Below are 12634 nucleotides of genomic sequence, written 5' to 3'. Positions count from 1 at the left end.
CTGTATGGGAATAGACAATGACAGAGAAACCTATTGTACTTTTGGTCGATGATACGCCCGGAAATTTAGATGTATTGATCGGCGTACTGAACCAACACTATCAAACACGCATAGCAATTAATGGGTCTCTCGCCATAAAGCTTGCTCAAATGCAACCCCAACCAGATATTATTTTGCTCGATATAATGATGCCAGAAATGGACGGTTACCAGGTGTGCGAGTGTCTCAAAGCTAGTCCAGCCACCGCTCAAATACCCATCATATTTGTCACGGCCAAAATATCCCCAGAAGACGAGATCAAAGGCTTAGCGCTAGGCGCAGTCGATTATTTAACCAAGCCAATAACGCCCGCTATTGCACTGCAAAGGATTAAAACTCAACTTGCGTTGTATGATCAAAAAAGGTCGCTATATGAAAAAGTTCTCGAACAGACCAAAGAGATAAATCAAGGCAAGTTAGAAACCATCCACAGCCTAGGTAGAGCAGCAGAATACAAAGACAACGAAACCGGCATGCATGTGATGCGCATGAGTCATTACTGTCACGTATTGGCACTTGCTGTCGGATTGAATCAAGAAGAAGCCGACATATTACGCGACGCCGCCCCAATGCATGATATAGGGAAAATCGGCATCCCTGACAGAGTGTTGCTCAAACCGGGAAAACTGGATAAAGAAGAGTGGGCTATCATGCAAACCCATGTTGATCTCGGTGTAGACATTCTCGGCCATTACAACGACTCAACATTAATGGCTGTCGCAAGAGATGTCGCCCAACACCACCATGAAAAATGGGATGGTAGCGGTTACCCCAACGGCATAAAAGAACAAGCCATTCCAATCACAGGTAGAATAGCGGCCGTCGCCGATGTCTTCGATGCACTCACGTCCGAAAGACCATACAAAGACGCGTGGCCAGTTGATAAAGCGGTGAACCTGCTATCTGAAGAGCGAGGAAAACATTTTGACCCGCAAATAGTCGATCTGTTTATAATGCATCTCGATAAGATGTTGGACATTAAATCCCAATTCAAAGACTGAACCTATGTTAACTTTTTGGCGTTATTTCGTCCGTTTATCGATGGCTCTATTGCTTGTCAGTACGGCAGTTAGTGCCAACGAACAATACGATACCCTTTCCAGTCAACAGAAAGAATGGTTAGAACAGCACCCATCAATCACCGTCGTCGCGTTATCTGATGCCGCACCCTACTCCTTCTTGGATGAAAATGGCCAAATATCAGGGTTAAGCCGCGATTACAGTCGTTTGCTCGCGCAAGCTTACAACATCAACGTTAAGTTTTTAGTCGTAAACACCGAACTGGAAGTGCGTGAAGCGATAAAGATGGGTCATGCTGATCTTTACTTTTTTTCAAGCGCTATTACTGAATCACGAGCACCATTCACTGTTTCAAAACCAATAGTGCCTTATCAGTTAGCGATTATCTCATCAAAATCTCATGGCATTGCTAGCCAAATCCAACAACTAGAAAACAAGAAACTCGCGTTTATAAATGGTAGTGACGCCTTCTTAAGCATCCCCGACCTTGCGGTTCGTTTTAATCCTGTCAGGTTTGAAACCATCATTGATGCACTTCGTGCATTAAAAAAGGGTGAGGTCGACGCCTTTATTGCCGAACCAATTACGGCGATGGAACACGCGAAACGCTTCGACGTCAATGAGTTGGCAGTCACTATCCCTATTAATAAGTGGAGACGACGCGAAGCAGGTGCATTAATCCATCGTAATAACCCCGAACTCATCTCTGTTGTGGACCATTTCGTTTCTACACTCAGCAATACCGAAAAAAACAGATTGCTAAAAAAATGGATTTCACCGTCACCCTATCGACCTAGCTTATCCGGTGTCCTGAGCTATGGACTGGCACCATACGTTTACTCAGATAGTACTTCAATGGGCTTACAGTACTCTATAATACAACGTATCTTTATGGAAATGGGGTATCAATTTGGTCAGGTGGATGCCTTGCCAAGTACTACAAGACAAAACATAGTCAAACAAAAATCTTCTATCGACTTTGCTCTTGTTCTAGAACACTCGAAAATAGATAAACGAATATACAGTCAATCCATATTACAGTTAAAGTACGTTCCAGTTACATTAGCGGCTCGTCAGCTAAGCTTAAATAAAAACGGTCAGGCCCTGCATGTTTCCGCCACTGTCTACGAAGATAAATCAATCGGCCGATACGCTGTCGAAAAAATGACGGGGCAACTCAATATAGCGACGCTTCAATTTGAACATGATATAGGCCAATCCGTCGAGCAACTCAGAGACCAAGCTATCGACGTCTTAATCATAGAGCAACGTATCCTCGATTGGTTCATCATGCATAGCGGCAAAATCGATCCGAGTACCTTAACGCTACACCACGCCCTATCAAGCGAATTCTTGATTCCAATTGAGTTTAAAGACAAAGGAATACGGGACCAATTTGACGCCGCATATCAGACCCTCAAAGAGGACACAACCGAACTGCAAGAGTTGATCTCTCTTAGCCTTAAAAAAGACTTACGAGAGCATATTAAAAAGGCAAAAATACTGGCTTATATCGCCGGCATGTTCATCGTCGATAAAGAGATTGACGGATTTACCACTATATTAAACCTATTCGACCTGTCGTCAGAAGCCGACTATATAGAACTGTACAGTGATATGTCGCTTCCTCCGTTTAGTACTTGGCAAGTACAGAACAACCAGATGACATTGACAACCGACAACATCGACACGTCTTACCACACTTCGGTCACCCAACAGGCCTTTTATCGAACAACAAATGGCGACAGAAAAGCAGGGTACATTAAGGTTTACTTTGACGTAAAAAAACTGCTCAATGACCATGCGTATTTCCCCTCTTTAGGCGCATTAACGGACATTGATGGTGAGGTATACAATTACATCTCAGAGCTCTATCATAGCGATGGTTTAAGTAACGAAGTACTCAATCTCAGCAGACAGGAAAGGGATTGGCTCACCAAAAATCGTCAAGTCGATATTGGCATCGACCCTAACGCACTCCCATACGAAACCCTAAGTGTCGACGATGAGTACTCGGGAATGATCAACGATTACCTCCAACTCATTAAAACCAAAACAGGCCTTAATATCGATGTTACCCCCGTAAGTCGTTGGAGCGAAACCGTCGCTCTTGCCGATAATAGTTTGGTTGATCTCGTCTCTGCTGCAACAGAAAATACATCATTACAAGAAAACTATCGCCACACTGAGCCTCTTTTTTCTAGTCGACTCGCGATTGCATCCGAGCTAAAGAATGCGGATTTAGAATTAGATAATGCTGACGGATTGGCTATCGGGTTGTTAGTGAATGCCGCAAATACCGCCTCTATTATGGCTGAATTTCCTAACGTAAATTGGCAGTTAATAAACAGTACCGAAGAAGGATTAGAAAGAATCAAAACCGACGAATTAGTCGGTATGGTAGACACTCTACATGTGCTCAACTACCTGATCAACACACTCGGATATGACGACTTGAAAATTGTTAGCCGGCTAGATTATTACGTCACACCCAGCTTTCATGTGCTAAGAAGTAAACCGGAAATGTTAGCCATACTGAATAAAGCCATTCGTTCCATAAGTGCGGTTGAACACAAACAGATCGAAACAAAATGGAGCGCACCGAAGTCGATAGAACGAGTGAACTACCAGTTGGTGTATACCATTGGTGGATTCTCCATATTCATTCTACTGCTCATTTTTGCCTGGAACCGACAACTTAAGAAACAAATTTCCATTGCTACTGAAGCCAAGATACAGCTCGAACAGGCACAACAACAACTCTACGCCATACTCAATACTTCACCTATTGCCGCAAGTGTCATCATGAACAATCGGATCAGTTACGTTAACGATACGGCGAAACAATTATTTCGCCTAAGCGATGAACAAATCGCAGGTTTCGACGTAACTAAAATCTATCAAGACCCTACGACACGCCAAGATATGTATGATCGAATCCTTACCAACGGAAAAATAGAAAGCATCGAGATTCCCTTGATAAAAGTGGATGGTGAACATTTCACTGCACTCGCCAGTTATTATCAATTAGACATAAACGGTGAAACCGCGACCCTATTCTGGGCCTATGATATCTCTGAGCTAAAGCGGCTTAATCAGCAACTAGAAGAGGCAAAAATCGAAGCGGATAGTGCCAACAAAGCAAAATCTGACTTTCTTGCCAACATGAGCCACGAGATCCGAACACCGATGAATGCCATCATCGGGATGTCATATCTAGCCATCCCAGAGATCAAAAACAAGGTGGCAAAAGACTACGTAGAAAAAGTCCATTACTCCGCTCAATCCTTGCTCACTATTATCAACGATATATTAGATTTATCCAAAATTGAATCTGGTCACCTTGAGTTCGAATCTATCCCTTTTGCTCTGTCTAAGCCGATGAAAGACGTAGAACAACTTATGCAAATCAAAGCGCAGGAAAAAGGCATCTATTTTAGTATTGAGAAAGGCGAAGGTTGCGAAAGGCTACTCATTGGTGACCCCTTGAGGCTGTTTCAAGTGATACTGAATTTGGTCAGTAACGCGGTCAAATTTACCGATCATGGTAGTGTTACCCTATTCGCTCAGGTGGCTGAAGGCAGTAGAAATACAGCTAACGTGGCCGTTTCCGTGACAGACAGCGGTATTGGCATCTCAGAAGCGAACATCAAAAACCTGTTCGACGCCTTTTCACAAGCGGACACGTCGACGACCCGAAAATATGGTGGGACAGGGCTTGGCTTAAACATCAGCCAAAAACTACTTCACGGAATGGGAAGCAGTATGAAGGTAACAAGTGAACAAGGCGTTGGCAGCCAATTTTCCTTTTGCTTAACGCTACCATTTGCCAATCAAGAACAGGCTGATGCACATGAAACATTACAACACGAGAACAAAAAAACGATCCGATTTAGAGGGCAACAACTTCTATTGGTCGAGGATAACGAATTCAATCAAGAACTAGCGGTAGCGATGTTAGACAAAATTAATCTTAAGGTTGATATCGCCAACGACGGCAAACAATCGATTGATATGGCAGGTCTACAAACGTACCCATTAATACTCATGGATTTGCAAATGCCAATAATGGACGGTTATCAAGCCACTACTTCGTTAAGAAAAATGGGCATAGAAATTCCTATAATTGCAATGTCAGCCAACGTTCTGTCCGATGTAAAAGAACGAGCTAACCTTGCAGGGATGGACGGTTTCATAGAGAAACCCATCGACGCGAACTCGCTTGCTCAAACCTTAAGCAAATGGCTAGAGTTTGACTATATCGAATCAAAGTCTACGGCTCACCCAGACAATGAGGCTTCACTTAAACAGAGTCTGTTTTCACTTCACGCCGCTAATATCTTCACTGATAACGATAAAGCGCTACTCATCCGATTGATCAATAGGTTTATCGAACAGGCGCCTAGTCAACTTGGCGTCATTGAGCAAAGCTATGCTGAGGGAGACGTCGCCAACGTAGAACTCACAGCACACACGCTAAAAAGCATGTCTGCAAGTATCGGAGGTCAACAACTTGCAGAAACGATGCAAAACATTGAAACCTTATGCTCAACTCAAGTAGAAACACCTGAGATATCTATCGCAATTACAAAGGCGACAGACCAGCTGCATCAGTTAACGGTAGAGGTAGGAAATTACCTAAAGTCCGATACTCAGTTCACGAGTAATTCAACAGAGCGTTCATCTACAACCATCGCCTATTCAGAATGGCTCGCAATCAGAGAAAAAGTATTGAGCTATGATGGCGAGGCAATGACATTGTTAGAACAGACCATACAAAGCAATAATGCTCAATCAGAGATAACTGAAAAAATCAGAAAATCGCTCGAACGGTATGATTTTGAACAGGCCCTTTTGTTCATCGATGAAATGCTAGGTGACGTAGATGAAGGTTAATTGAGTTAACCTTGCTCTTTGCAGATTGGCGACGTTTTATTTATACCTTAACTTTTCGTTTTCCATTCGAGATAACCCTCTGGCATTCGCTAGATTGAGGATATGACGTTTTGATTCGTTTGAAGATTCGGACCATTGCATAATTTCGGACAGACTTCGATGGCAGCCCAAGCAGATGTCTTCTTCATCTAAGCAACAGTGTCGAATGCAAGGTGAACAAGGGGATTCTGATTCAATAGACTCACCCTTCTTTTGCTTTGAATCACTCATATCGCCTCACTGCTGTCAAAATGGTTGTTTTCAATTGGCCAGACCATGGGTTTCTAATTCAACGTTGTGAACCAGTCTAGCGTCTATTTTATTGAATACAAACGCCATGAACAATCAAACGTCATTGCATGGTAATTAAACCGTCGTTGTTCGTAGTGATATCCATAAGCTTAATTCAACTGAATAAGTACGCATCCATTGCCAGTACGTCCATTTCTATAGCCTGATGCAGCCGTTTAACATCCTGAAAATCACTGCCACCTAACGCGGCAAGTAATGGCAAAAAATGTTCTTGAGTGGGGTGATTAAAACGCGCAAATGGTGCCTCTTGTTCGTAATTTAGCAGCGAGTCTATGTCTCTATTCAACAATTTATCATGTACCCAACGGGTAAATTCACCGACCATTTCTGTGCGATTTTTTGTCGGAACCGGGTTAACGAGTTCAGCTAAATTGTGGCTTATGCCACCAGAACCCACAATTAATATGCCTTGTTCACGCAACTCAGAAATACTATTTCCATATTCAAAATTCTTCGCGGCACCTACTCTGCTGCTTATCGATATTTGCACAACGGGAACATTTGCTTCAGGGAACATAAGTCGTAGTGGTATCCAAACACCGTGGTCCCACCCTTGTTTGTCACTTAACGTTGTAGCTAGACCAACTTGATTAAACTTCGCCGCAATCGTTTCTGCAAGAACCGGATCTCCCGGCGCAGGATAATCGACTTGATATAGTGACGGTGGAAAGCCATAAAAATCATGAATAGTCTGTGGTTTTGTTCCACTCGTAATTATTATCTCATCCGCACTATCTAGATGCGCTGAGAACACTACAATCGCTTTAGGTATTGATAATGTCTTACCAAGCTGCTCCAAAAATACGGATGTTTTTGATCTTTCAACGGCCATCATGGGTGAGCCGTGCGAGATAAATAAGACGGGCATTTTTGCGAATTTTTTCATGTAAAAACCTTAGGTCCTGCAGCTACTAGTCCACAAAGATAAAGAACCGTGAGAACGTAGTAACCTCGTTTAAAAATGTGTTCGTGTATTCCGTTAATGTACAAGCTAATAAATACCGGCTCGTTCAAGGGCATAATTAAGTGACATAGAGATGGTTACCTTCCTTCTCTGCCTAACAACCACCTATACATTTTTGAATTTCATCACTCACAACTATTGTTTTTCAATCTTATTGAGCATCAATTGATCCATCGAATATCGACCCGCCCCCTGAAAGACCAGAGATAACGCCGCGACGGCAAGCAGTAATGCATACTCATATCCATTGTTTGCAACAAATAACCCGTTGCCAATATGAACCGACATCGCCATTGCCATAGTAAAAGCAACAATTAACGCAGCGGGTCGTGTTAAAAATCCAAATATCAACGCCAAGCCGCCAAAAAACTCTCCGCTGCCTGCCAGTAGGGCCATTACATATCCTGGTTCAAAGCCGATACTTGCCATCCACTGTCCAGTCCCTTCTAGACCATAACCACCAAACCAACTGAACAACTTTTGAGCACCATGAGCAACAAGAATAAGACCAAGCGGCACGCGTAATATTAGTGTTGAAATACCAGATTTTGATGACAATACTTTTGTAATCATTTTAATTTTCATAGTTGCTCTCTTTTACATTCAATATGGTTTGTATGTGCTCCATAATTTACTCAAAACAGCTTTTTTTATAAATACTCGCCTTATTTAATTATTATCAACAATATGTTGTCTATACCTCTATCGACGCAATCAACAACACTACCAATCGCTTTATATCTGTTTATATTGCTTAGCCTTTATTCAAATCACACAATTTATCCAACTCAGCTCAAAGTGTTCGGAAGAATTCGTAAATAATGCCTTCAAATAGGCTACGTTTAGGTTACGTGTAAATTAAAGGACTATGATGATTCGACCCTCTTACTTAGCTATAACATTGACGTTGCTGTTAAGCCCTCTAAGCCATGCTGACAGTACAAATCTCGAGACGATCAAACGTTGGGTAGATAAAGAGTTCTTACATTCTACTCTTTCAAAAGAAGAGCAGATCGATGAACTGATCTGGCTGTCTAATGCCGCGAAACCATATGATGGGCTTTCGATTAGAGTGGTATCTGAAAACATAGCGACACACACATACGAATCCAATGTACTTGCTAAAGCATTCAGCGAAATAACAGGCATACATGTCGTCCACGAGATCACAGAAGAAGACGATTTGGTTAAGAAAATGCAGCTGCAACTCGATACAGGTATCAACCTGTATGACTCATATGTTAATGACGCCGATTTTATTGGGACCCACTACCGGTACGACAAAACCATTTCTATCTCTGCAAAAATGGATGGAGACTGGCAAGCAATTACGTCACCTACACTCGATATTGAAGACTTTATTGGAATAGAAAGCGTTAAAGGGCTTGATAACGAAATATATCAACTTCCAACGCAACAATTTGCAAACCTTTATTGGTATCGAAAGGACTGGTTTGAACGTCCAGATTTTCGGGATGAATTTCAACAGTTCTACGGATACCAACTCGGGGTTCCACAAAACTGGGCAGCGTATGAAGATATCGCTGATTTCTTTACCAATAGGGTAAAACACGTCGACGGAGAACCAGTGTGGGGCCACATGGACTATGGACTCTATGACCCATCACTTGGCTGGCGAATCTCGGATTCCTGGCTAAGTTTAGCGGGTGTAAATGACCAGTCTGTCGATAACACTTCGTATAAAAACTCGAACTTCGTTGGGGACTGGGGCATCAGGGTAGAAAACTGCCATCCGGTTGGGGCATCGGTTTCGCGAGGAGGTGCATTAAATAGCCCCGCGGCAATATATGCTGTAGAGAAATATATACACTGGTTACATGATTACGCACCACCTGAAGCCATCAAGCAAAATTTCTCATCGTCGAGTATTACTCTTGCGCAAGGAAATACCGCGCAACAAATTTTTTGGTATACCGCTTTTGTCCCTACCTTACTAAACAAAAAACTCATCGATGACGACGGTAAACCTGTATGGCGACTTGCTCCGTCTCCTAGAGGAAAGTATTGGAAGCCTGGAATGAAATCCGGTTATCAAGATATCAGTGGTTGGACGTTCTTACGCTCAACACCAGAGAATAAGGCACAAGCCGCGTGGCTCTACGCGCAATTCGTTGCCTCTAAAACCGTTTCAATGAGTAAATTTTTGGTCGGTTTTACACCCATACGACAATCTGATTTGGACTCCAATTACCTAAAGTCGCGGTCGTCTGAATGGGGAGGTCTACTAGAGTTTTATCAAAGTAACGCCAGAAACTCTTGGACACCGACAGGATTAAGCGTACCGGACTATGCTTTTTTATCCAGCGCATGGTGGCAACATATTGGCGCTGCGCTGAAGAAACAACGCACAGTAACAGAGGCGATGACGGATCTAGCAACAGAAATGGATGATAGAATGGCATTATTAAGCGCGAATACAGAGATGAAATGCGAACCAAAGATAGCCAATAAACAGTCTGAAAGTCGCTGGATAAATCGAAATGGTGCGCCCTGGAAACAGAAAGCAATGGATGATAAGCCCGTTACTCTCCCTTACGAAGAAGCACTGTTGTTATGGCAAAAATACTAACCTTTATTTTGGGCTTTTTCTTGACCTATCAAGCCTATGCGGATATCCGAATATTGACGTTTGCTTCGCCCCCACTAGTCAATTTTCATAATGACGACCATGCTGATACTAGGTATTATTTTACCGGATTTTCCGTCGATTTAATCGACAAAGTATTTACCGAAAGCAATATCAAGTACTCGATGCAAAGTAAGCCTATAAAACGAGCACTTTATGAAACTAGCCAGAAATCAAATACGTGCACCTTTCCGATTGACCGAACGCAAGACCGAGAATCAAAATACAGATGGATAGGGCCTGTCGCCATTAATCGATATGCATTATACAGCGCCCCTAACGCAGAGGTTGAATTAACCACGTTAATAGACGCAAAACCTTATACTCTTGCTGCCTATGCAGGAACTGGTATCGCGAATTATTTGAACGAACGTAATTTCGAAATGTATGAAACCAAAAGCCTAGAACACGGTTTGCAAATGTTGAACAATAATCGAGTCCAATTGTGGGTTGCTGACACCAACTCGGCAAAATTATTGGCGGAAAAAACAGACATTAGCCTTCTAGACCCGGAACTCATTTTCTTTACCAGTATCAGTTTTATGGCCTGTAATATCGATACACCAGAATCAGAACTAATTAAACTCGAGGCGAAACTAAAACATATGTATCAATCTGGAGAAGCGCAAAAAACCCTTCATTTAGATGATTAAAAAAGCAGCAATTAGATTGCTGCTTTTTGGGTTAATTCAATGATACGAACGACAAAGCTATAATCCCGCTAGGAAGCCTGTAATTTTCTCTTCATGAGCAATTCGAGTTGCTTCGCTCGCCGCTTGAGTATTTTTATGTGAGAAGTACACAAGGATCGCCATTTGAGCGGTCAGACGGTTTTCCGCTTCATCAAATGCAACAGAATACTCACTTTCAAGCGCACCACGAGTCACTTCTTCTTTATCGTTTGCTGGTAAACAATGCAATAGCATCGCCCCTGGTTTCGCTTTCGCCATTAGCTCTTCCGTAATGACATAATCAGGCATAAATGCAGCTAAACGCTCCGCTTTCTCATCCATTTGAGTGACCCAATAAAAACTGTCGCCGTAAACAACATCACAATCACTGATTCTTTCAACATCATCGGTAATTTCAATGTGACCACCAGACTCTTTACAGTACGTTTCTGCTAGATCAATCCACTCTTGCTCCATTTGGTATTTCTTAGGACCGATTTGCTTGAAACCCATACCGTATTTAGCACAAGTTAACATCAAAGAACGGCATACGTCAGTCGCATCTCCCATGAACGCTAGCGTCAAATCTGATAATGTTCTACCATCCTTGATGTGTTCTTTCACTGTGAATAAGTCGGCTAGCATCTGAGTAGGATGGAAGCGAGTATCTAGTCCATTAATGACTGGCACAGTAGACATTCTAATCAGCCCATCAAGCGTTTCCGGACTGTTGGTTCTTGCCATGATAATGTCACACATACGGGATAACACACGTGAAGTATCATCAATGGACTCTTTACCACCTAAATGAATATCTTTAGGGGATAAAAACAGTGCATGACCACCCAATAACGTTGCCGCAACCTCAAAAGAAACACGAGTACGAGTTGAACCTGCTTCGAAAATCATACCAACAGATTTGCCTTTGAATAACTGAGGTACTGCGTTATCTTTTCTTGCCTCTTTTAAATAACTCATCAGTTCCATCATGTTATCCATCTCTTTTACTGAGAAGTCTTTCATTGAAACCATGTGTTCGATATTTGTTTTATTTAAGTCAGTCGCACTTGAAGATGGAAGTTTCATTACGGGATCCTTTTTTACATCATTGAATGATATTTAATTAAATGAGAAATTACTAAATAGGTATTACTTAAATATATAATGAGCGTAAATATTCACAATTTAGTCTTCACTCATTATTTTCGATAAACTTATTATCCACTATTAATTCTACAAATTCTAAAACTAGAATCATTAATCGGTAAGGTATGACTAGGGGCCTAAAATTGCATGACAAGAATCACATATATTATTTTAAACGAATTTAATTTTCGATATTTGATTTTAATAATGATTTTGTTGCAAAAAAAATAGCCAGGTATTTGATATTACTCAAATACCTGGCTATTTAACGCACAATTTTTTCGGTTAGGTTCTTGGTAATATCTTCGGTAAATACGCACCTAAATACGCTTCTGTAATCACCAACGCCTCTCGAGCCATTTCTGGCTCTATCTCGCCATTCTGTCGATAGTTAAGCGAGTACACTTTATCCGCTACTTGCAGCGCAATAGCAAAGATGTTTACGTCTTTCGGTAACTCCGGTAAGACAAAATGTCGACGATAAATAGCCTCTACCTTGCTTCCAAGTAATAGGTCGTTTTGCGCATCTTCGTTGCGGACAGAGGCATAGGTATGCTGACCTAACAGCGTATGTTGCGCCAATGGCGATTGTCGGTAATAACTAACAAAGCCTTGCTCAATCATGCGATTAATATCAGACCAATGAACGATCTCATCTTCGACAATGGACTCGTCCAAAACCGTGATGAAGTCTTCAAAGATCCCTTTCATCAATTCGCATATTAACGACTCAATATTTGGATAATGATGATACACAGTAGAGGCGGCGATCGAGGCTTCTTTTGCGACATCGTAAATCGATATTGAATCAACACTGCGCTTTGATGCTAAAACAATCGCCGCCGAATGTATTCTTTCAAGCCTTTGTTCTGTTGACTCTTTTTTCATTTCCAATTAAGC

General features: G+C 41.9%; 9 protein-coding genes. 4 read left to right on the top strand and 5 right to left on the bottom strand.

Going from position 1 to position 12634, the window contains the following annotated elements:
* Positions 1-17: 17 nt before the first annotated feature.
* On the top strand, positions 18-1040 hold the full coding sequence (locus IUZ65_RS07240; RefSeq protein WP_195703100.1) for a response regulator: 1023 nt from the start codon (positions 18-20) through the stop codon (positions 1038-1040).
* 4 nt (positions 1041-1044) lie between these two features.
* On the top strand, positions 1045-5955 hold the full coding sequence (locus IUZ65_RS07235) for a transporter substrate-binding domain-containing protein (protein WP_195703099.1): 4911 nt from the start codon (positions 1045-1047) through the stop codon (positions 5953-5955).
* A 36-nt stretch (positions 5956-5991) separates the two neighbouring features.
* On the opposite strand, the gene IUZ65_RS07230 is transcribed toward IUZ65_RS07235, so the two are convergent.
* The 3 genes from IUZ65_RS07230 to IUZ65_RS07220 form a co-directional block, all read right to left on the bottom strand.
* Positions 5992-6225 carry a DUF1289 domain-containing protein gene (locus tag IUZ65_RS07230; RefSeq protein WP_195703098.1) on the bottom strand — a complete coding sequence of 78 codons (234 nt, stop codon included), beginning with the start codon at positions 6223-6225 and terminating at the stop codon, positions 5992-5994.
* A gap of 175 nt (positions 6226-6400) precedes the next feature.
* Positions 6401-7192: a DODA-type extradiol aromatic ring-opening family dioxygenase gene (locus tag IUZ65_RS07225; protein ID WP_229638004.1), complete on the bottom strand. Its 792-nt coding sequence runs from the start codon at positions 7190-7192 to the stop codon at positions 6401-6403.
* Between the two features lie 213 nt (positions 7193-7405).
* Positions 7406-7855, bottom strand: coding sequence for a DoxX family protein (locus IUZ65_RS07220; RefSeq protein WP_195703097.1), 450 nt, complete (start codon positions 7853-7855; stop codon positions 7406-7408).
* A 283-nt stretch (positions 7856-8138) separates the two neighbouring features.
* Between IUZ65_RS07220 and IUZ65_RS07215 the strand changes: the two genes are divergently transcribed.
* Both IUZ65_RS07215 and IUZ65_RS07210 read left to right on the top strand, forming a co-directional pair.
* Positions 8139-9860: an ABC transporter substrate-binding protein gene (locus IUZ65_RS07215; protein ID WP_195703096.1), complete on the top strand. Its 1722-nt coding sequence runs from the start codon at positions 8139-8141 to the stop codon at positions 9858-9860.
* A complete protein-coding gene (locus tag IUZ65_RS07210) occupies positions 9845-10570 on the top strand; it encodes a substrate-binding periplasmic protein (protein WP_195703095.1) in 726 nt (241 codons plus the stop codon). Before IUZ65_RS07215 ends, IUZ65_RS07210 begins: the two co-directional genes overlap by 16 nt.
* Positions 10571-10627: 57 nt before the next feature.
* On the opposite strand, the gene argF is transcribed toward IUZ65_RS07210, so the two are convergent.
* Both argF and IUZ65_RS07200 read right to left on the bottom strand, forming a co-directional pair.
* Positions 10628-11674 (bottom strand): ornithine carbamoyltransferase, encoded by a 1047-nt coding sequence (gene argF / locus IUZ65_RS07205; RefSeq protein WP_195703094.1) that lies wholly within the window; start codon positions 11672-11674, stop codon positions 10628-10630.
* Positions 11675-12019: 345 nt separating this feature from the next.
* Complete coding sequence (locus tag IUZ65_RS07200; protein WP_195703093.1) at positions 12020-12622, bottom strand: TetR/AcrR family transcriptional regulator; 603 nt, start codon at positions 12620-12622, stop codon at positions 12020-12022.
* Between the last annotated feature and the right edge of the window lie 12 nt (positions 12623-12634).

It is taken from the genome of Vibrio sp. VB16 (assembly GCF_015594925.2).
GTDB lineage: Bacteria > Pseudomonadota > Gammaproteobacteria > Enterobacterales > Vibrionaceae > Vibrio.
This window is presented reverse-complemented; position numbering and strand designations above follow the sequence as displayed.

Excerpts from the sequence above, each read along its gene's own strand:
- IUZ65_RS07240 (WP_195703100.1), top strand. The coding sequence starts at position 18 with ATGACAGAGAAACCTATTGTACTTTTGGTCGATGATACGCCCGGAAAT.
- IUZ65_RS07235 (WP_195703099.1), top strand. The coding sequence starts at position 1,045 with ATGTTAACTTTTTGGCGTTATTTCGTCCGTTTATCGATGGCTCTATTG.
- IUZ65_RS07230 (WP_195703098.1), bottom strand. The coding sequence starts at position 6,225 with ATGAGTGATTCAAAGCAAAAGAAGGGTGAGTCTATTGAATCAGAATCC.
- IUZ65_RS07225 (WP_229638004.1), bottom strand. The coding sequence starts at position 7,192 with ATGAAAAAATTCGCAAAAATGCCCGTCTTATTTATCTCGCACGGCTCA.
- IUZ65_RS07220 (WP_195703097.1), bottom strand. The coding sequence starts at position 7,855 with ATGAAAATTAAAATGATTACAAAAGTATTGTCATCAAAATCTGGTATT.
- IUZ65_RS07215 (WP_195703096.1), top strand. The coding sequence starts at position 8,139 with ATGATGATTCGACCCTCTTACTTAGCTATAACATTGACGTTGCTGTTA.
- IUZ65_RS07210 (WP_195703095.1), top strand. The coding sequence starts at position 9,845 with ATGGCAAAAATACTAACCTTTATTTTGGGCTTTTTCTTGACCTATCAA.
- argF (WP_195703094.1), bottom strand. The coding sequence starts at position 11,674 with ATGAAACTTCCATCTTCAAGTGCGACTGACTTAAATAAAACAAATATC.
- IUZ65_RS07200 (WP_195703093.1), bottom strand. The coding sequence starts at position 12,622 with ATGAAAAAAGAGTCAACAGAACAAAGGCTTGAAAGAATACATTCGGCG.